The organism is Pseudomonas sp. IT-P253, from assembly GCF_949768125.1.
In the GTDB taxonomy this organism is placed as follows: Bacteria; Pseudomonadota; Gammaproteobacteria; order Pseudomonadales; family Pseudomonadaceae; genus Aquipseudomonas.
Genome location: NZ_CATKPT010000022.1, coordinates 351,808 through 371,057 on the forward strand (window position 1 = coordinate 351,808; position 19,250 = coordinate 371,057).

At 55.0% G+C, this 19,250-nt stretch carries 17 protein-coding genes and 2 pseudogenes; 8 read left to right on the plus strand and 11 right to left on the minus strand.

Annotation, left to right across the window (positions count from 1 at the left end; all coding sequences use genetic code 11):
* The first annotated feature begins 177 nt into the window (after positions 1-177).
* Together ACM6IR_RS14350 and ACM6IR_RS14355 are read left to right on the plus strand one after the other, a co-directional pair.
* Complete coding sequence (locus ACM6IR_RS14350; protein WP_414908318.1) at positions 178-1,158, plus strand: isopenicillin N synthase family dioxygenase; 981 nt, start codon at positions 178-180, stop codon at positions 1,156-1,158.
* A 25-nt stretch (positions 1,159-1,183) separates the two neighbouring features.
* Positions 1,184-1,567, plus strand: coding sequence for an NAD(P)-dependent oxidoreductase (locus tag ACM6IR_RS14355; protein WP_414908319.1), 384 nt, complete (start codon positions 1,184-1,186; stop codon positions 1,565-1,567).
* Here the strand turns inward: ACM6IR_RS14355 and ACM6IR_RS14360 are convergent.
* The 3 genes from ACM6IR_RS14360 to ACM6IR_RS14370 form a co-directional block, all read right to left on the minus strand.
* Positions 1,474-1,812, minus strand: a complete 339-nt coding sequence (locus tag ACM6IR_RS14360; RefSeq protein ID WP_414908320.1) for a phosphoglycerate mutase family protein — start codon at positions 1,810-1,812, stop codon at positions 1,474-1,476. The two genes, ACM6IR_RS14355 and ACM6IR_RS14360, sit on opposite strands and share 94 nt — an antisense overlap.
* The gene (locus tag ACM6IR_RS14365; protein WP_414908321.1) at positions 1,809-2,051 is read right to left on the minus strand and encodes an AbrB/MazE/SpoVT family DNA-binding domain-containing protein; all 243 of its coding nucleotides are present in this window, start codon (positions 2,049-2,051) and stop codon (positions 1,809-1,811) included. Before ACM6IR_RS14365 ends, ACM6IR_RS14360 begins: the two co-directional genes overlap by 4 nt.
* Before the next feature lie 304 nt (positions 2,052-2,355).
* Positions 2,356-4,179 carry an NAD(P)-binding domain-containing protein gene (locus tag ACM6IR_RS14370; RefSeq protein ID WP_414908322.1) on the minus strand — a complete coding sequence of 608 codons (1,824 nt, stop codon included), beginning with the start codon at positions 4,177-4,179 and terminating at the stop codon, positions 2,356-2,358.
* Between the two features lie 243 nt (positions 4,180-4,422).
* Here ACM6IR_RS14370 and ACM6IR_RS14375 point away from each other — a divergent pair, with 243 nt between their 5' ends.
* The gene (locus ACM6IR_RS14375; RefSeq protein ID WP_414908323.1) at positions 4,423-6,318 is read left to right on the plus strand and encodes a sigma-54-dependent Fis family transcriptional regulator; all 1,896 of its coding nucleotides are present in this window, start codon (positions 4,423-4,425) and stop codon (positions 6,316-6,318) included.
* A 387-nt stretch (positions 6,319-6,705) separates the two neighbouring features.
* Here the strand turns inward: ACM6IR_RS14375 and ACM6IR_RS14380 are convergent, their stop codons facing one another.
* Positions 6,706-7,641, minus strand: coding sequence for an alpha/beta fold hydrolase (locus ACM6IR_RS14380; RefSeq protein WP_414908324.1), 936 nt, complete (start codon positions 7,639-7,641; stop codon positions 6,706-6,708).
* Between the two features lie 682 nt (positions 7,642-8,323).
* Between ACM6IR_RS14380 and ACM6IR_RS14385 the strand changes: the two genes are divergently transcribed.
* The 3 genes from ACM6IR_RS14385 (at position 8,324) to ACM6IR_RS14395 (ending at position 10,641) form a co-directional block, all read left to right on the plus strand.
* Positions 8,324-8,995 (plus strand): ATPase, encoded by a 672-nt coding sequence (locus tag ACM6IR_RS14385; RefSeq protein ID WP_414908325.1) that lies wholly within the window; start codon positions 8,324-8,326, stop codon positions 8,993-8,995.
* Between the two features lie 756 nt (positions 8,996-9,751).
* The gene (locus ACM6IR_RS14390; RefSeq protein ID WP_414908326.1) at positions 9,752-10,168 is read left to right on the plus strand and encodes a group II truncated hemoglobin; all 417 of its coding nucleotides are present in this window, start codon (positions 9,752-9,754) and stop codon (positions 10,166-10,168) included.
* A 32-nt stretch (positions 10,169-10,200) separates the two neighbouring features.
* Positions 10,201-10,641 (plus strand): CopD family copper resistance protein, encoded by a 441-nt coding sequence (locus ACM6IR_RS14395; RefSeq protein WP_414908327.1) that lies wholly within the window; start codon positions 10,201-10,203, stop codon positions 10,639-10,641.
* 124 nt (positions 10,642-10,765) lie between these two features.
* Here the strand turns inward: ACM6IR_RS14395 and ACM6IR_RS14400 are convergent.
* Positions 10,766-10,876, minus strand: a pseudogene (locus ACM6IR_RS14400) (arsenical pump-driving ATPase); the annotation flags it as partial.
* Positions 10,877-11,463: 587 nt separating this feature from the next.
* Positions 11,464-12,519 carry an AraC family transcriptional regulator gene (locus tag ACM6IR_RS14405; RefSeq protein ID WP_414908328.1) on the minus strand — a complete coding sequence of 352 codons (1,056 nt, stop codon included), beginning with the start codon at positions 12,517-12,519 and terminating at the stop codon, positions 11,464-11,466.
* 136 nt (positions 12,520-12,655) lie between these two features.
* Between ACM6IR_RS14405 and ACM6IR_RS14410 the strand changes: the two genes are divergently transcribed.
* Positions 12,656-12,808, plus strand: a complete 153-nt coding sequence (locus ACM6IR_RS14410; RefSeq protein WP_414908329.1) for a hypothetical protein — start codon at positions 12,656-12,658, stop codon at positions 12,806-12,808.
* Positions 12,809-13,093: 285 nt separating this feature from the next.
* Here the strand turns inward: ACM6IR_RS14410 and ACM6IR_RS14415 are convergent, their stop codons facing one another.
* Together ACM6IR_RS14415 and ACM6IR_RS14420 are read right to left on the minus strand one after the other, a co-directional pair.
* Positions 13,094-13,360: a hypothetical protein gene (locus tag ACM6IR_RS14415; protein ID WP_414908330.1), complete on the minus strand. Its 267-nt coding sequence runs from the start codon at positions 13,358-13,360 to the stop codon at positions 13,094-13,096.
* A gap of 119 nt (positions 13,361-13,479) precedes the next feature.
* Complete coding sequence (locus ACM6IR_RS14420; protein WP_060540686.1) at positions 13,480-14,568, minus strand: asparaginase; 1,089 nt, start codon at positions 14,566-14,568, stop codon at positions 13,480-13,482.
* 414 nt (positions 14,569-14,982) lie between these two features.
* On the opposite strand from ACM6IR_RS14420, the pseudogene ACM6IR_RS14425 reads away from it, so the two are divergent.
* A pseudogene (locus ACM6IR_RS14425) lies at positions 14,983-15,888 on the plus strand (IS3 family transposase); the annotation flags it as partial.
* A 647-nt stretch (positions 15,889-16,535) separates the two neighbouring features.
* On the opposite strand, the gene ACM6IR_RS14430 reads toward ACM6IR_RS14425, so the two are convergent.
* The 3 genes from ACM6IR_RS14430 to ACM6IR_RS14440 form a co-directional block, all read right to left on the minus strand.
* Positions 16,536-17,198, minus strand: coding sequence for a histidine phosphatase family protein (locus ACM6IR_RS14430; protein ID WP_414908331.1), 663 nt, complete (start codon positions 17,196-17,198; stop codon positions 16,536-16,538).
* Between the two features lie 33 nt (positions 17,199-17,231).
* Positions 17,232-17,474, minus strand: coding sequence for an AbrB/MazE/SpoVT family DNA-binding domain-containing protein (locus ACM6IR_RS14435; protein ID WP_414908332.1), 243 nt, complete (start codon positions 17,472-17,474; stop codon positions 17,232-17,234).
* Positions 17,475-17,672: 198 nt separating this feature from the next.
* Positions 17,673-19,088, minus strand: coding sequence for an amino acid permease (locus ACM6IR_RS14440; RefSeq protein ID WP_414908333.1), 1,416 nt, complete (start codon positions 19,086-19,088; stop codon positions 17,673-17,675).
* Positions 19,089-19,250: the final 162 nt, after the last annotated feature.

The window sequence follows — 19,250 nt, forward strand, 5'->3', positions numbered from 1 at the left end:
GTGGTCATTGCCCGCGGCGTAATGAAAGTGCGCGCAGCGGCAAACCGCACTCGTTGAGGCGGACGTGAAAGTGGGTGTTATAGGTGACGGTTCAGGTGTGACTCATTGGAATTGAAGAGGGCACAGTCGTGCTTTTTAATCTTCTGCCTCATTGATATTTTGGAAAGGAGAGAATAGGTGACAGAGTTATTTGATATTCGCTTGGCTAGCAAACAAACAGCTTTCACTGAAATCCCAGTCATAGATATATCGTCGCTCATAAATGGCGAAGATCCGCTGAAGGTGGCAAGCCAAATAGGTGATGCATGCGAAAAAGTGGGTTTTTTTTATATAAAAGACCATGGCATTGACCAGCAGTTAATAGATGAGATGTATGCGCTTACCAAAAGTTTTTTCAAGCTTCCTTATGAGGAGAAGAATAAGCTTAATATCGTGAATTCCGGGCTCACGCTACGTGGTTATATACCGATGTACGCGGAAAACGTCGATCCTGCTAATACCCGAGATTTCAAAGAGTGTTTTGATTGCGGAGCTCATTATGATGAAGTCTCTCCATTTTTTGGTCCTAATCAAATGCCGTCTGTACTGCCGCAATTTGAGAGGGTTGCCGAAGATTACCATTCCTCTGTATTGGCACTCGCGCGAATGCTTATTGGCGGGATCGCGCTGAGCTTGGGTTTACCACAAGATTACTTTGAACATCTTCAGCGTAAGCCCATCACTATTCAGCGAATTTTGCGTTACCCGCCCCAGATCGGAAAGGTTTCCCTAGAGGAGATCGGTATTGGGGCACACACGGACTATGGTTTCTTGACGGTCCTATCCCAAGATGCAGTTGGCGGTTTGCAAGTCAGGAACCGTGCAGGGGAGTGGGTTACCGCCCCACCAGTTGAAGGCACTTTTATCGTCAATATTGGTGATCTAGTTCAAACCCTCACCAACGATCGCTACACCTCGACAATGCATCGCGTCATAAATACTAGCGGTCTAGAGCGCTATTCAATACCTTTCTTTATTGATTTGGATTTCGATGCGGTTGTTGAGCCTGTGCCAACCTGCGTGAGTGAGGCTCTACCTGCGAAGTACGAAGCGTACACTTGTGGTCAACACAAATTTAAGCGTTTCGTAGATAGCTATGCGCATCTGAAAGGCGAATAGGGAGTTTTCGATGTGCATCCTATACATGGCCGACCCAGGACGCGCCGCGCTTGATCGCCTTCAGCCATTGGGATTTCAGCTCAGTGGCTGGAATCGTTCTTCGAAGGAGGTGCCAGGTGGTCGCTGTTACGTCGGCCCGGACGAATTAGAGGAATTTTTAGGGCAGTGCGACATCCATGTGAACATGTTGCCGCTGACTCCCCTTTCTGCGTTGGATAAAGGTCATCTGGGAGGTGCTGTACTGGATGTTTTGGTACAAGAGCCTCCCGCTCAAGACAACCCACTCTGGAAACACCCTCGAGTGCTCCTGACTCCTCATATTGCAAGCGATGTGCAGATTGAAGGTGGTGTGGCGGTGAGTGTTGAGAATCTCCAAAGAGAGTGTGAGGGAATTTTCGAATGGAAGTGAGGGAAACGCTCTGTGGCTGGTAGTGCGGTTGCGATAGCGCGCTCAAAGGGGGACGAGATGATTAGGTCGGGCGCGGACGTGATGGATTCGGCAAACGCTCGAGCTTGAAGCTGGCCTTTTTCAGTCAGCGGTATTGAGTCCGGTGCTGTCGTGGCGAGACCCGCATTTGCGGCGCTCTCAGCATGGCGGATCAACCTTACGCGTTTCATTGCGGGCCCTCCGTAGATGTGAAGGAAATTCCTCATTTGTCCTGGGCGCTTCCATGCTGTTCGCCATTCCACGCGTCAGTGAGTTCGTCTATACGATCTGCAATCTGAGGAGTTTTTGATAGGACTAGGCATCGCGTGTTACCGACAAATTCTTCAATCAGATACACGGCGTCGCCGACATCCAATTCCAGCTCTTGCAGTGCCTCATCGGGAATCCGGATTGCACCGTCACCATCCCATTCTTCGATGATGATTTTCATGGGTGGCTGTCTCACGTGTGGTCTCCATTGCTTTGAGTTGGCAATGGTAACGTGCTTTTGCTTAAAGGCTCAGAGCGCTGCGAGCAAACGTTCGAGCTGTTCACGCTCCCAGGCACCCAACAGTTCAACAGGATCGGCTCCGTCACTTTGGCATAACCCAAGTGTCCCGACTCAGCCATCAGGCGACCTGCAGTACTCGCAGTAGCCCAGGGTGTCACAGTCATTGAAGAGTGTGAGCTGCCAGCCATCAATCTCTACGGGTAGGCTGCATCCGGGGCATTGTGAAGAGGCGCCCAACCACGGCTGGGCGCCATTTGACTCAGCCAGTGTGGTGACTCTCGGCAAGGCCATAGACGGATGTGTCGATGCCTTCGAAGCGCGCTTTTAGCTGCAGCGCCAGATACAGCGAATAATGCCGTGACTGATGCAGGTTGCCACCGTGGAACCAGAGGTTTTCCTGCTGTGTTGGCTTCCACATGTTCCGCAGTTCGCCCTCGTACGGGCCAGGATCATTCGTGGTTCCAGAACCCAAGCCCCAGCAGCGGCCGACCTTGTCAGCTACTTCCTGGGAAATCAGCTTCGCCGCCCAACCATTCATTGAGCCATAGCCCGTGGCATAGACGATCAGATCCGCCGGTAGTCGGCTGCCATCGTTGAGTACGACGGCATCTGCTTCGATGCGTTCGACACCCAGGCCAGGCGCGCTCTTGAGCTTGATCGTGCCGTTAGCGATCAGTTCGGAGGCGCCGACGTCGATGTAGTAACCAGAACCACGGCGTACATACTTCATGAAAAGGCCAGACTCGTCGTCACCGAAATCGAGCATGAAGCCGGCCTTGGCCAAGCGCTCGTAGAAGTCCTTGTCACGCTCCTTGATCGCGTCAAAGATGGGTTGATGAAAGCTTGGCATAACCTTGTAGGGGATCGAGGCGAACAGCATGTCGGCCTTGTCCGTGGTCAAACCCGTCTCCAGGGCGTCTTCAGAGTAGAGCCCGCCGAAGACGAGATCCATTAAACTGTCGGAACGCACGATGTGGGTGCTGGAGCGTTGCACCATGGTCACCTCGGCGCCGTTCTCCACCAAGTCGGCGCAGATATCGTGAGCCGAATTGTTCGCACCGATGACCACCGCGCGCTTGCCGCTCCAGGCGTCTCCTCCGGGATGGCGGCTGGAATGATGCTGCTGGCCATTGAAAACCTCGGCACCCGGATAACTGGGAACATTGGGTACGCCAGACATGCCGGTGGCCAGGATCAACTGGGTAGGCTGTAAAGTCACACGCTCGCCCTCGCGCTGCACTTCAACCTTCCAGGTGCCACTTTGCTCGTCAAAGCTGGCGCTCACGCATTCTGTACGCGGCCAATAATTGAGCTCCATGACTTTGGTGTACATTTCCAGCCAGTCGCCAATTTGGTCTTTTGGGGTGAAGACAGGCCAGTGATCGGGGAAGGGCAGGTAGGGCATATGGTCGTACCAGACAGGGTCGTGCAGGCACAGCGACTTGTAGCGACCGCGCCACTGATCGCCAGGACGTTCGGCTTTGTCGACGATCAAAGTTGGCACGCCCATTCGCTTGAGCCGCGCAGCGAGCCCCAGCCCACCCTGGCCGCCGCCCACGATCAGGCAGTAAGGTTGGGTGGTGATGCCTAGCGAAGCTTCTTCATCGCGACGGCGCTCTAGCCAGTTGCGTTTGTCGGCGTGGGCGTGACCATGACTGGCACCCATTGGACGACGGCGGCCACGGGGTTCTTCAAAGCCTTTGAGCTCGCGCATGGTCGTCAACAGCGTCCAGCACAGGCCCTCCTTTAGGCGCACGTAGCCTTTACCTCGCGCCGCATCGGTTTCCAGGCTGATCCAGCCTTCGAGCACACCATTATTCAGCGTCGCCTCACCTTCCAGTTTCCATAGCTCAGGACGAGTCTGGTCTAGGCGTGTTTCAAGCATGTCTCGGATGGCAGGCTTGCCTTCCAAGGTCACTAAGTTCCAGCTGAAAAGTAGTAGGTCACGCCAGTGACACTCTTCGGCAAACAGTTCCAGTGCGCCGTTCAAATCACGTTGGGCGAGACGCTCGCCGAGGTTTTCGATCCAAGCCGCGAGCTGAGCAGTTGGCGTGTGCAGGGGTGTTTCAACAGCGATGTTCATGGGGCTTCTCCGATCTTGTTGTTTTTGTACAATTTGCCCCAGAGCAAGGCTCGGGCCACCTTCGCGAAAGCCCCATTGCAGAGCGGCTGCTGCAGTATTGCTCAGGCCTGGATTCGGAGATCTGTCACTATTCTGGAAATGGTGGATGACAGAGTGTCACTCGGTGCAAAAAGCGCTGGTTGCGATCTTTTCATATAAGCTGCGAACAGACCCGTGTCCTGACCGTAACGGAGAACAAGAATAATGAAGCCGGCCTTGATCAACGCCCATGCACAGCAAGTGCTGCAAGCCGTGCAGGGCACTGACGCCAATCACGGCCCTATTACTGACCGTGCCATCACACGATCTTGGCGCCGGTGCCTGGATCAGTATCAGCTCGATCCTGCCAGTCGCCGCGCACCTAACGTGGTTGAGCATCCACGCTTGCAGGATCACCGCGCGCCACTGGAACACATCATCGCTGTAGCGCATTGGCAGATGAGTAACTTGCACCAACAACTCGGACGTGATGGCCACGTGGTGCTACTCACCGATGCTTTCGGTGTGGCGATCGACAGTGTGTTTAACGAATCCGAACGAGCCGAATTTCAGCGTTCCGGGCTGTGGCTCGGCTCGGTATGGAGTGAAGATTGCGAAGGTACCAACGGTGTCGGCACCTGCTTGGTCGAGCGACAGCACGTAACCATCCGTCGTGATGAGCATTTCCGTGGCAAGCACGTCGGTCTGACCTGTTCGGCTAGCCCGATATTTGATGCGAGTGGAGAGTTACTAGCCGTGCTCAACCTCTCTTCTGTAAGGGATGACCAGAGCCTTCAGCAACACTTCCAGGCCATGGCATTGACCAACCTGTCAGCCAAGTTAATAGAGAGCTGTTTTTTCTTGGGACATGATCCGCAGCGATATTTGCTGCGCTTCCACCCAGAGGCAGGCTTCGTTGGGCTGCTGGGTGAAGGTCTGCTCAGTTTCGACGAGAGTGCCCGTATTTGCTCAGTCAATCATGCTGCGCTGGATCTGTTTGGCCTCAGCCGTGATCAAGTGATCGGCCAGTCTCTAACAATGCTGTTGGAAACACCTATTGAGCAGGTGATGAGTCAGGCCAGTTCTCAGCCGAGTGTCTGTTGGCCAGTGCGGCTGGTGGACGGACGCCAGTTCTACGGGCAACTGCGAGAACCCGCGCACCAGGCGCCCTTGGTCATTCCCGCGACTCCCAAAATCAACGACGTGCACGTGTGCTTGGAAGACCCACGCCTGCAACGCGGCTTTGCTCGCGCATTACGTGTTTTGGAGCGTGACGTTCCGGTGTTTTTACAGGGCGAAACCGGTACCGGCAAAGAAGCTTTTGCTGCGGCTCTGCACCGCGCCAGCACCCGAGCGAACCAGCCGTTTGTGGCGATCAATTGCGCAGCCATTCCAGAAACGCTGATCGAAAGCGAGCTGTTCGGCTATCGCGGCGGCAGCTTCACCGGTGCACGTAAAGACGGGATGATCGGTAAGCTGGAACAGGCCCACGGCGGCATACTATTTCTTGATGAGATCGCCGATATGCCACTGGCTTTACAGACTCGCCTGCTGCGCGTGTTGGAGGAGCGTCAGGTGGTGCCCTTAGGCGGCTCGACGACACGTCCGCTCGATGTTCGCCTCATCAGTGCCAGCCACCAGGATCTGCACGCCTGCGTGGCCGAAGGGCGCTTGCGCGAGGATCTGTTCTACCGCGTTGCCGGGTTCGCCGTGCAGCTCCCACCGCTGCGTGAACGATCAGACAAGGGGCATTTGCTCGACCTATTGCTGCGCGAGGAGGCAGCAGGGATCAGGATTCGGCTAGAGGCGGGCGTCAGAGAGCGCTTGCTGGCGCAGCCTTGGCCGGGCAATGTCCGGCAGCTGCGTACGTGTCTGCGCACACTGGTAGCGTTGGCGTTGGAGGGGCGTGTCACTTTAGACGACTTGACGGAGTTGCTGCCGGCAGCGCCAGCGACAGCCGCGCTGGCCGAAAATCCGTTGGGCGTATCCGAGCGGCAGACGCTGCTCACGTTGATTGAGGCGGAACACTGGCATATCGCCCATGTTGCCGCTCGCCTGGGGATCAGCCGCAATACCCTCTATCGCAAACTGCGTCATCACGGTATTTCACGACCTGGTTGAATGCAGAATGACATCGTCGCGTTTCCTGCCTCTGTGGACTTGGACTGAGGGTAGACACGACAAGTGTTCTCGACCTTATCGGTTGACCGGAGAGGGAAGGGCTCGCTTGAGCTTCGTTGCGTGCCTCAGTCAGCGGTAGCACCTGATGTTGATTGTTGTAATCGCTCATTCGGGCAAGGCCCGGCTTGATGGTAGCGCTTTAGCTTCATACGGATCGGCGCTACAAGCATAAAACCAGCCCCAGCCGGTGATTTAAAACCAGTTCGTGCAACTGAAACACTGACGAAACATTCCGGCCATATGATTCGCGTCGTCATAGAGCTAAACAGAAAGGACTTGTACCAAGGCGCGCCAAACCGCCCGCGCGCGAGTCAACCTCGAGCCATGCTAGCGGGGCAAGTGGCTATGCGCCGCACTGCGACTAAAGATACGGTCACTGGCTGCGTAGCGGTGCCGGCTACCCAACGGTGGCGAGCTCTTCGGTTTGACAAGGCTGGAGGCCGGCTGCAGAAAGCTGAGTAAGGCCTGCTGGGTATCGTGCCAGGCCGTCTGGTGCTCCATATCGAGGAAGTGCCCGGCGTTCTTGATTGTATGGAACTGGGACTGACGGGCATGACCGGCAAAAAGGCGGGCATCTTCCACCGAGGTGTACTCATCCCATTCGCCGTTGACAAACAGCAGCGGGACTTCGATAGCTGCGGCACAGGCGACGTAGCAGTGGGTGTCCTGGGTCAGCACCTCATTGACGTGGAAATGCATCTGCCTGTATTCGTGTTCGGCCAGGCTGCTGACATGGCGGTAATTAAAACGTTTGAACAACGATGGCAGGTGCTTGCCGATAGTGCTGTTGATCAAGCGTCCGACATTGAGGCGATCGCAGGCCTGGAGAAAATTCAGGCCGCTCTCCAGATAATCGCGCATCGGCGTATTGATCCGCGCTGCGAATGAATTGATCACCGCCTTCTCGATTCGTCGTGGCCGCTGGGCCAGTGCCAGCAAGGTAGCCGCCCCGCCCCAGGAAAAGGACAGCACATGGTGCACGGAAAAGTGTTCGATCAATTCCAGCAGTATCTCTGCTTCGTCTTCCTTTCGGATCGGTTTGCCATGGAGGTTGTGTAGTCTCGACTCACCGGCGTAGGGCTGGTCGTAGAGAACCACATTGAATCGAGGCTGCAGGTAACGCACCGTTTGGGCAAAGGATGCGGTAGTTGCCAGCGAGCCGTTGACCAGAATGATGGTCTTGTCAGCGGCGGCGTTGAGATAGTGCTCGGTATAAACCTTGTACTTTTTGCATATCTCGACGATGGCAGTTTTCGGCATCATGTCATTTTCTTCCTTGAAAAAATTGGACTAAGCGCACAGCGCGAGCGACTGCCCATAGGGCTTTATCGCAGAAAGCAGAACACGTGGGCCTGACAGTGAAGTGCCAGGCAAATACCTTAATAACTTAAGGCGATTTTCATGCGTCAACGCACAAGGTTCCTCCGGTACAGCCTGCTGACAGCACAGACAATAATGGTGCGAGGACGCCAATACGGGTGCAGTGACTAATGAGTCACTGACTGACCAGAGGTTCAGAGTTAAGCAGGTGATCTCCCACATGCAAGTGCGCAAACGTGCTATTCCGACGAGCTGTGACTATGCCCATGAGGTTGGACTGCGAGCCATCGATCTCAACCGGCATAAGGCCGTTGTAGATCTCACCACGAACATTGCCAGTAACCTTCGCTGAACCACGTTGTTCGACCCACGGCGTGAGCTCCCACAATCGCAGTTTCGAGGGCTAGCTGGTTCTGATTGATCTTGAAGAGAGGGGAACGGAGTAAGTCTGCATTCGACATAGTGATTCGTCCGTGGAGGAGGGCAGCGTATGGTCTGACACAGGCGGGCACCGCTTTCCACCATTCGTTCAGTCGATAGTTATCATCAAGGAATGCAAGTTCTGTTTTGCCGGAAAAGGCGGAGGATGGCGCTATACCGAAGCCGCTTCTGAAGGAACTGCGCGATGAGAATTTCAACCTGGCTTGCCCTTGTCGCGGTATTGACCGCCGGTTTTGCCGTCACCGCACCGGCCTATGCTGGCGACCCGCAGTCCTGCCATTTTTTGCCGATGGCGGATAGCACCACTGGCCTGCAGCATGCCCAATCGGTGGGCGTGCTCTACAGCGAAAACACCGTCAACACTCTCGAATACCTGGAGCAGTACCACTCTGTAGCGCTTAACGGCGCGAAGAACCCCGCACTGGATTCGCGCATCGGCAACGCCTTCGTCAACAGCTCCGATCCGAAACTGGCGATCAACTGGCTCATGGGTTCGCTACAGAAAGAGTTCGCCTCGGTGACCGTCTACAACAACCTCGATGCGCTGGTGCAAGCGCATCCTGACGTGGTGGTGATGTTGGACACGTACAGCCGTCTGGTGTCGAAGCGCAACAACCAGGTTGAAGCGCGATTCATGGCCAAGTTCTACGACTCGAACCTGCAATACATCGGCAAGGCTGAAGGTTCGCGTGAACAACAAATGCCTTCGGTCTGGGTTCATGGCAAAGCGGCTCCGGAGATTGCCGCACAAATTGACCAGCAACGTGACTTGCAAGTAGATGCCCTGAAACAATTCGATGCGTCGCTGAAAACGCTAGTTACGTCCAGCGAAGTGGCTCAGCTCGCAACCAACTGATGGCGTGGCCCCTAGGCGGCCGCATCCGAGAAATACATGAGCCGACGTCAACGAGTCCAAGTCGCTGTGAGAAATACCTGATTATACAAGTGGGCGATGTCAGATGTTCATAGGCAGCTCACGAGGCGGAGATTACCGGCTCAGTGTTCCCGAAATGAACGCAACTGTTCATAGATTGATGTTCATAGATCTAGTTTCCCCGCGGTCCTCAGTTGCCTCATCCCCCGACCTGTGACGGTCCCAGTCCAGAAGGTGATGGATGCTGGTTTTCAAAAATCCATGCTTTGGGATCTGGTTGGAAATCGGGTAGAACCTGACAGGCTCAGAATTGAACAGTGTGGTTTGTCCCGGAGCTGGTTGCTCATGGCACCTTCTAATAGCCTCAATTGTGAAGCTCGGAGGTCTCTAGGGAAGCGGGGTCTGTTCAATCTGGCAGCTTCGGAGGCGCTGAGAGCGTGTCTCTGTATGGCTGTACTGTGATGAGCTACTGCCTTTGGTAGTAGGGATCTCCTGAACCGACTGAGCATGATGGTACGTGGCTATGCGGCTAGGCGACTTGTTGGGCTGCGGAGCTAAAGCTACTTTGCCTATCGCTCCTTCGGGCTTAAGCCCGGTTCGACTCCAAGTATTCACATGCCCTGGGCGAGTCACTCCACAGTCGGCCCGCCACGATTGATTCAAGAACATGACCTGTATCAAAAGGCGCCCCTATCGCCACGTTACTATCCGTGCGAGACCCATTCCAAGGCGCGCAACATGACCAATCCCTATCAACTGCTCGGTGGCGCAGCCGGCGTACGCGCGCTGTGCGAGGCGTTCTACGCAATCATGGACACGCAGCCAGAGGCTGCCGATATCCGCCGCATGCACGGCAGCGATCTCGGGCCCATCAAGGAAAAGCTGTACGAATACCTGTCCGGCTGGATGGGCGGGCCGCCTTTGTATCAGCTGCGTCACGGCACAATGTGCATGACCAAGTCGCACCAACCCTATGCCATCGGTTCGCGCGAGCGCGATCAATGGCTACTGTGTATGGATCTTGCCCTGGAGCACATCGGCGCCAGCGCAGAAGTCAAGGCGATGTTGCAAGGCCCGATGGCGCGCATTGCCGATGCTGTGCGCAACCGCAACAGCAGCGCGATCGAACCCGAGGCTGCCCAAGCCAGCGGGTGATCCAGCGAGGCATCCAGGTTGATGGAGAAGGTATGAGTTATCTGTTGTTGAAGTTCATTCATTTGACGGCGGCGGCTTTCTTCATTGGCGGCGTGTTCTTCGAGGTGATGATCCTCTATCCTGCAGCCCGCCAGCTGGATCAGGCGCCTCGCGAGCTGCTGTCGAAGGCTTTGGGCGTACGGGCGCGCCGTGTCATGCACTGGGTAGTGCTGGCGCTATTCGGCGCAGGCTTGGGATTGGCATGGCAGTATCGAGCGGTGCTGCACGATCCTTTGGCCAGCAGCTTTGGCACCTTGCTGGCGCTGAAAATCGGCCTGGCCCTGAGTATTCTCGGCCAATTCAGCTATGTGGTTTACCTGATGCGAACGGGGCGCATGACGGCGCTGCGATCACGGCGGATTCACATCAGTGTGCTGGTGCACGTGCTCGGCATCCTGTTTCTGGCCAAGGCGATGGTCTTGCTGTCCTGGTGACGCGTTGCAACGTAGACTTCGACGCATTAGGCAATTCAGTACGCATTTTGTAGGGATAGTACGAGCAAACATCTCGGCGCGGGCGATCCGCTTTGGCCTCCAATGAAGGCTACGTTGATCAATGTCGCTTACGAAGTAATGGTGATTGAGTCCTGGAGGCTGCGATGCTGTTGTTGATCACCCATGCCCAAGGTTCAATGCCGGCACGGCGCAGATCCGTCTTCGTACTGTTGGCCGCCCTGATTTCTATCGCCTAACCGAGGCATACCGAAGCGATACGAAGCTGTCAACATAACGGTGGGGGCTCCACGCCCCTTGTCACCACCACGCGGCTGCTAAGCTAATTCGCAATTGCTGATGCAAATCCAGCAATCCGCCCTGGGTCAAATTTCCATCGGCAAGGTGGGGCAGTTTTCAAGCAGCGCCAACAGGCCAGGAGGTCTGGCGGATCAACCTCGAGGTGAAGCGCGTTGATGAGGTAGTGATTCCGGTTGTGGCCGGTCACCAGACTTTCACTGACCGTGGACTGGCGCAGGATGCTGGGCGGGAGCTTGGGGCGCGGATGGTGGCGGAGCGTTCAGCACAATAGGTGTAAATCAGGAGTAAATACCCCTCGGCATGCGTTAGTGAATGACCGCTTTTGCCGATTCCTGCCGTCACGACTGACCGAAATCGACCCAGCGTTGGGAAATACGCAGCACCGGCGCCAAGCTATCCGACATCGGCGCCCGACCCTGCAGCCCTGAACGAGCAAAACGACCGAATGGAGTAGTGGGACTAAACCAAAATGAGCAGGACGGTGCCCAAGGTGTAACGCATTCCTTAGCCGGCTAGACGGGTCTTGGTTTCCCTGGCCTCAAGTGACGAATCGTTGGCTCGATACTGACCTGGCGTCATGCCGAACCAGCGCAGGCAAGCCTTGTGGAAACTGCTGTGGTCGTGAAAGCCGAGCAGGTAAGTCACGTGCTTCATATTGAAATGGGAATGACGTAGGTAGAAGTCGGCCAACTCCCGACGCACATCGTTCAGGACATCCTTGAATTGCGTGCCATCCTTCTCCAGTGCCCGTTGCAGCGTTCGCTTGCTGATATTCAGCGCGGCCGCAATCGATTCCATATCACACTGGCCCTGCGCTTGCGGCTGACTCAGGCGCTCGGTGATCAGCGCACGAATCCTGCATACGATGGTGATGCCGTACAACAGCTCCAGCTGAGCTTTGGCAAAGCTGTCATGGAGCATGGCCAGCGCCTCGTTGGCCATGCTCAATGGACGCAGCAGCTCCTGGCCATCGAACAGGATGCTGTCATAGGCCGCCCCGAAACGCAGCTCATAGCCAAACAGCCGTTGATGCTCGCAGATGTCTTCCGGTTGGGGATAGCTGAACTCCACACTCAGCGGTTGCAGCGATTTGCCACCGCTCAGCCAGCGACAGATACCCAGCAGCGATCCGAGGCTGGCATCGGTGTACTGTCGGGGCTTGATCGAACCGCGCTGATGATGATCGAGCGCGGCCAGGCGGTAATGCTGTTGTTCCTGGACAAAAAACAGGCTGAATCCAGTGCTGATCAACGGGCTGAAATGAACCAGTCGTTCGAATGCCTTTTTCAGGTTCAAGCTGGACATCATGGTGTAGCCAACGATCTGAAAAATGTCCGGATGGAAATTCTCGTAGGCCTTCAAACCAATGTTCGGATCGCTGGAGGCCTGAGCCGCCAGATCCCATAGGCGGTAGACAGTGCTTCGTTCGTAGAATGATCCCGGTATATCTGCGCGCTTTATATCAAGTCCAGCCTCCTGGCACAGACTGTCGACATCCAGTCCTTGCGCCGAAAGCGTATTCACCAGCACCCTGGCATAGCCTGAACTCATTCTGTACATGACGACCCCATCTCCCTGTTAAACCAGACATCCTTTACCGCTCCAGCGAAATCGGCGGCCTTATGTGTTGGGAATGTTGGGTGGCCGGGGGGATGTGGTATTGCGTCATGAGCAATCGCAAGTGCTCGATGGCGTCATGGAATTTAAGATCGGCATGTCGTCGCTTTTCTTGGTACTGGCTGAAAGCTTCCGCATCCAGGTAGGGCCGATCAAGAATATTCAGGGCGGCGCAGCTCAAGCTATGGGCTTCGCTGAAAAGCTGGTTGTTACGCTCAAGAGCCAGGTTTAGACAGGCTATGGGTTGATGGGACACTCGCATGTCGTTCATTGCAGTACCCTTTTTATTGATCTGTTGTTATTTTTTTTGGCTCAACCTGCGCTGTTGTGTTGGCAGGCCGGCTCGGGCAAGAAACGTCGCCGCACTCGTAGGTGAAAATGCTCTTCTGGCATGCCTTCAGGGCAGGCATCGAGTATCAAAAATCGCTCAAGCGCTAAAACGAACGTGACGAAGGCGGTATATCCGGATTTGGAATGGAGTATTACGCGGATCACCGGTAGCGATCCGCGAGAATGCTTACTCTGGCATTGTCCAGGATTGCAGCTTGTAGCCCTCCTGGCTCAACTCGGCGCGCACCTCTTCCAGCAGGCTTTCCAGCTGCGCCGGGTCGGAATAGGCACTGCTTGGAATCTGTTTGCGGCCAATACGAGTGTTGGCCCGGTCGATGACGGTCAGGCTCAGTTCGCCATTACCGTCTTGCGGAGCCCAAGCGACGCATTGAAAAGGTTCGAATGCGTGGCCGGCAATCAAAAGTGCTTCGTTGATGCGGAGCGGGGTGCTCATGGGTCTTCTCTCCTTGTACCCAAACAAATGATGTGCTGTCGGTTGGGATTACCAGTCGGCTGGTTATTAGTACTGATGCGCTAACGGGTGCCCGACCTGATCAGGTCGGACGAGGTGAATCAGTATTCCCAGAACATCCGTTGCAGTTCTTTGCTGTCCTGAGTCTTGGTCAGAGCAACCATCGCCAGGATGCGCGCTTTTTGCGGGTTCAGGTCATGGGCAACGACCCAGTCGTATTTGTCATCAGGCTGCTCTGCGTTACGCAGTACAAAACCACCGGCATTGACGTGGGAAGAACGAATGATCTGTACGCCATCCTTACGCAACGCCTGCAAGGATGGGACGACGCGCGAAGAGACCGAGCCATTGCCAGTGCCGGCATGGATGATGGCTTTAGCGCCAGATTGAGCCAGGGCCTTGTAAGCGGTGTCGCTGACATTGCCATAGGAGTAAGCAATTTCGACGTCAGGCAGGCTCTTGATGGTTTTGATGTCGAATTCAGAGTCCATGGTGTGGCGCTTGGCTGGCAGGCGGAACCAATAGGATTTGCCTTCGACCACCATACCCAGCGGGCCCCAGGCGCTTTTGAAGGCTTCAGTCTTGATGTTGATCATCTTGCTCACATCACGACCCGACTGGATCTCGTCGTTCATGGTGACCAGTACACCTTTGCCATGCGCATCTTTGCTGCTGGCGACCGCGACGGCGTTGTACAGGTTCAGCATACCGTCGGCAGACATGGCGGTGCCAGGGCGCATCGAGCCAACGACCACGATTGGCTTGTCGGTTTTTTCCACCAGGTTAAGGAAGTATGCAGTCTCCTCCAGGGTGTCGGTACCGTGAGTAATCACGATGCCATCGACGTCTTTACTGTCGGCCAGTTCCGCGACGCGGCGACCCAGTTGCAGCAGGTTTTCGTTGGTGATGCTTTCCGACGCGATTTGCATGACTTGTTCGCCACGCACATTGGCCAATTGACTCAGCTCGGGAACGCCAGCAATCAACTGATCGATACCCACTTTGGCCGCTTGATAAGTGGCGCTGTTGGCGGCACTGGCGCCTGCGCCGGCGATAGTCCCGCCGGTAGCGAGGATCACAACGTTAGCCAGTTTTTGTTTGGTTTCGACTTCTTTTGCTTGAAGTGCGGTAGGGAGTAGCAGCAGGAGGGCCAAGGCGCCCGGAACAAAGGTATTGAAAGCAGATTTCATTATTGTTCTCTCTAGTTGTAATGACGATGCTGATGCAGGTTCATCTAGAAACACCCCGGGCAGATCTGAATGCCGTGGGGTCTTGAAGGAGAGCAGGATCTGTACCAACTGCATTTTTGTCTGGATAATTATTGTAACTATTTGATATATAACAATTATTTATAAGTTTTTATAAATTTTTTGTTTCGCAATACAGATCGACGCCCGGTTTTCCGACGATGTGGAGGCTTTGTGTTCGGCAGTCCGAAAATGATCACGATAAAAACCGCTTGGCCCTACGAAAGAGGGAGGAGGCCAGCCTTAAAGAAATTCGCATGAGGGCGTGGGATGAAAAAGAGAGTGGCAAGGTCTGTAGTGGTCTAATGAAACCAGACACCCATTTAGGCGAGAATGCTCGCCAGATCGAGGTGTCAGATGACCAAACAACGCCGTTCCTTTTCTGCTGAATTCAAACGCGAGGCTGCCGACCTCGTGTTCAAGCAAAACTACAGCTACATCGAAGCCAGCCGTTCACTCGGCGTCGGCGAGTCGGCCCTGCGCCGCTGGGTCGATCAGGTTCAGCAGGAGCGCCAAGGGTCACTCCGCAGAGCAAAGCGCTGACTCCCGAACAGCAGAAAATCCAGGAGCTGGAAGTCCGGATCGCCCGCCTTGAACGGGAAAAATCAATATTAAAATAGGCTACCGCGCTCTTGATGTCGGAAGATCACGAGCGTACTCGCTGATCAATCAGCTGAGCGTCCATGAGCCGATTGATTGGCTGTGCAAGGTGTTTAAAGTCACCCGTTCGTGCTACTACGCCCAGCGCCATAGGCGCCGAACGCCTGATGTGGAACGGCTTCGGTTGCGCAGCCGGGTGAGCGAGCTGTTCTCGCAAAGTCGCAGTGCTGCCGGCAGTCGTAGCATTCTTTCATTGATGCGTGACGACGGTGAGCAGCTCGGTCGATTCAAAGTGCGCAGCCTGATGCGCGAGCTTGACCTCGTCAGTAAACAGCCCGGATCACATGCCTATAAATGAGCGACGGTTGAACGGTTGGATATCCCGAACATCTTGAATCGGGAGTTCGATGTTCCGGCACCCAACCAGGTGTGGTGCGGCGACATCACCTACATCTGGGCCCAGGGGAAATGGCATTACCTGGCTGTCGTGCTGGATCTTTGCACGCGCCGGGTGGTGGGCTGGGCGTTGTCGGAAAGCCGGACGCCGATCTGGTTATCAAGGCGCTGGATATGGCTTACGAGCAACGAGGAAGACCTCAGGGACTGCTGTTTCACTCGGATCAAGGGTCGCAGGGCGGATTCAACCGGTCGTCGCAACACCTTTGATCGAGGTGTTTATGGGACGACCTGCAGGCTGGATGCAGAAGTTGACGGGACGAGGAGCGATGCGTTCGCCAGGTGCGCCGTCACTTCGCAGTGAGATCGTCCAGGACGAAGTTGGTTGCGTATTCAGCCTCCCAAGCGACTCATCCTTCGGCGCGATGTAGCTAGCTCCGAAAACGTCACCCCGACTCATATGAACCATCAGTTACGGTCAATCACGACTGCAAATCAAAATCGTCGCTACCCAGGTCGAAAATCTACCGCACGATGCGGAATGCTCTGTCCGAAGCGATGCCAGCTACACCGGTGTCGAAAAGCGTGCTGAGTATGATGGTCGTCAGGCCATGTTGCAGATCGGGCCCAGCGCAGCATCTACGCGAGGAAGTATATGCGTCGAGCCCACTCATGCTTGGACATCAGAGGCTTCATTCGTAAGGAAAGAGCCCAATATTGTGTCAGCTAGCCAGCTACGCAGTCGGATTTGAATGACAGTTTTGAGCTCTAAACACTGAATCCATTGGCTCGTAACCCACTTTTCTCATGTGTAACGCAGCAATTGTTACGATGCACAAAATTACGTTACACCGAAGCTTTCGGGCTTGCTGGCGAGACAGCGATGCTTGGCTAAAACCGTGCCGCCGAAAACGCTATTTTGTGCAGAACTCGTCGATAAATTTCTCTTGGCCAGATGAGTCGATCAGGCCTTCAACTGCCCATCCACCGCAGCTCAACACAAGTTGATAACTCGAACAATTTCTAAACGGTTCCCTCACATCGAGGGCTCGGAATTCACGCATTAGGTCGTATGAACTAGCGTGGCCTCCATGCTTGATCAGCCAAGCTACTGCTCTGATGAATTGGCCATGGCTAAAGACCAGTATTTCCTGGGCATCATGATCAGCAATCCTGGTCAGCATCGCATCTGCGCGCCCGAGTAGATGATCGAACGACTCAGCGCCAGGCCCATGAATAATCTCTGCGTCACCGTTCCCCCAGTAGCTTACTGCATGTGGTTTTCGGTCGGCCTGTGTAGTGCCGGCGAAGCGGTTTTGGCTCAAATACGTAAATTCTTCAACGGGCCAGATTTCGAATGTAGCTTGAGAGAAGCGTTCGGTGGTTGTTAGGGCGGTTGCGATGGCGCGTTCGAAGGGGGAGGAGATGATCAGGTCGGGTGCGGAAGTGATGGAGTCAGCAAACGCTCGAGCTTGAAACTGGCCTTTTTCAGTCAGTGGAATTGAATCCGGCGCTGAAGTGGCAAGGCCCGCGTTTGCAGCGCTCTCCGCGTGCCGGATCAACCTTACGACTTTCATCGCGGGCCCTCGGTTTGATGTGGAGGATGCTCTTCATTTGTCCTCGGCGCCACCATGCTGTTCGCCATTCCAAGCTTCAGTGAGCTCGTCTATTCGATTTGCGATTTGAGCCGTTTTTGATAGAACTAGGCATCGAGTGTTCCCGACAAATTCTTCAATCAGATACACAGCGTCGCCGACATCCAGCTCCAGCTCTTGCAGCGCCTCATCGGGAATCCGGATTGCACCGTCACCATCCCATTCTTCGATGATGATTTTCATGGGTGGCTTTCTCACGTGTGGGCTCCATTGCTTTGAGTCGGCAATGGTAACGTGCTTTTGCGTACCGGCTTAGGGCGCAGCGAGCAAATGTTCGAGCTGTTGACGCTCCCAGTTGGGGCGCTCAAGGGTCATCCATCTTATGGGATACCTCCTGCCTAGCTCAGTAGGCTGGGTGATCTGGCGGGCCCGATGCCCGCCAGAGACTTCAGCGCATCAGCTGTATTGGCTTGCAGAATCAGCAGCGATTTTAGACTTCCTGGAATGGCTCAGCTGATAAGCAATTGCCAACCATATGAACCAACCCGGCATGACCATCAAGGCAATACGGGTGTCAGGTCTCAGTGCCAGCAGACATAGAACAAAGCCCAGAAACGCTAGAGAGAACCAGGCCATTGGCACGCCGCCAGGCATTTTGTAGACCGATTGCGCATGCAGGTCGGGCCGGCTTCTGCGATAGGCAATGTACGACGCCAGGATGGTCGACCAAGTGAAAATCACCAGGATTGCCGACACGGTAGAGACGATGGTAAACGCTGTCATGACCTCCGGAACGATGAACAGCAACAGTACACCCACCAGCATCAACAGTGTGGTGAACGCCAGGCTCAGCAGAGGCACGCTATTACCCGACAAACGCCGAAAAATCCCGGGGGCATTGTCGTGACTGGCCAGTCCAAACAGCATGCGACTGGATGAAAATACGCCACTGTTTGCCGATGAGGCGGCAGACGTCAGCACCACAAAGTTGACGATGCCTGCTGCTGCGGGAAACCCTGCAACCAGAAACAGTTCGACGAAAGGGCTCTTGTTGGGTGAAACCTGTTGCCAGGAAGTCACTGCGATAATGCAGGCCAGTGCCAGCACATAAAACAGGATGATTCTCAGCGGAATCGAGTTGATGGCTTTAGGCAGGGTCTTCTCGGGGGAGCGAGTTTCGGCGGCTGCAGTACCAATCAGTTCGGTGCCGGCAAAGGAGAAGATTGCCATCTGGAATCCGGCAAAGAAACCAAACAGGCCGTTGGGGAAGGCTGCCTGTTTATCCAGCAGGTGGTTGAGGGATGCGGTAACGCCACTGGGAGATACAAAGGAGCTGGCAATCATCACCATGCTGACGCCAATCAGGGTGACCACGGCAATGATCTTGATGATCGCGAACCAGAACTCCACTTCACCGAAAAGTCTGACGGTCAGCACGTTTAAGGCGAACAGTGTCATTAACATACCGATGGCCGGGATCCAGGCGGGTACATCGGGGAACCAGTACTGAAAGAATCCGCCGACCACTACGGCATCGCCCACCACCGCGACGCTCCAACTCAGCCAGTACGACCAGCCGAGGAAGAATGCCGCTCGCGGGCCAAGGTAGGCACCGGCAAAATCCGCGAAGGTTTTGAAGTTCAAGTTGGAGAGCAACAGTTCGCCCATAGCGCGCATGACGAAGTAGACGAACAGACCGATGATCATGTAAATGAGGATGATCGACGTGCCGGAGAGGGCGATGATCTTCCCGGAGCCCATGAACAGGCCGGTACCGATGGCGCCTCCCATGGCCATTAACTGAATGTGACGATTGCTGAGCGTGCGCTGCAGCACGGGCTGTTCAACCAGCCCGGACGGGGTCGATTTCATTACAAAACCTCTTGATTTTATGTTTTTGAGTTTTGGCAGAAAAGTGGGTGTCTAGCGTTTTTGTTGGAGATGCAACGGCTACTGACGGTGGTGGTTTTCGGGTGGCAGGATTTGTCGTCCGCTCACACGGTGAGTAGCCCCTTGGCACTTTGCTCAGGGGCA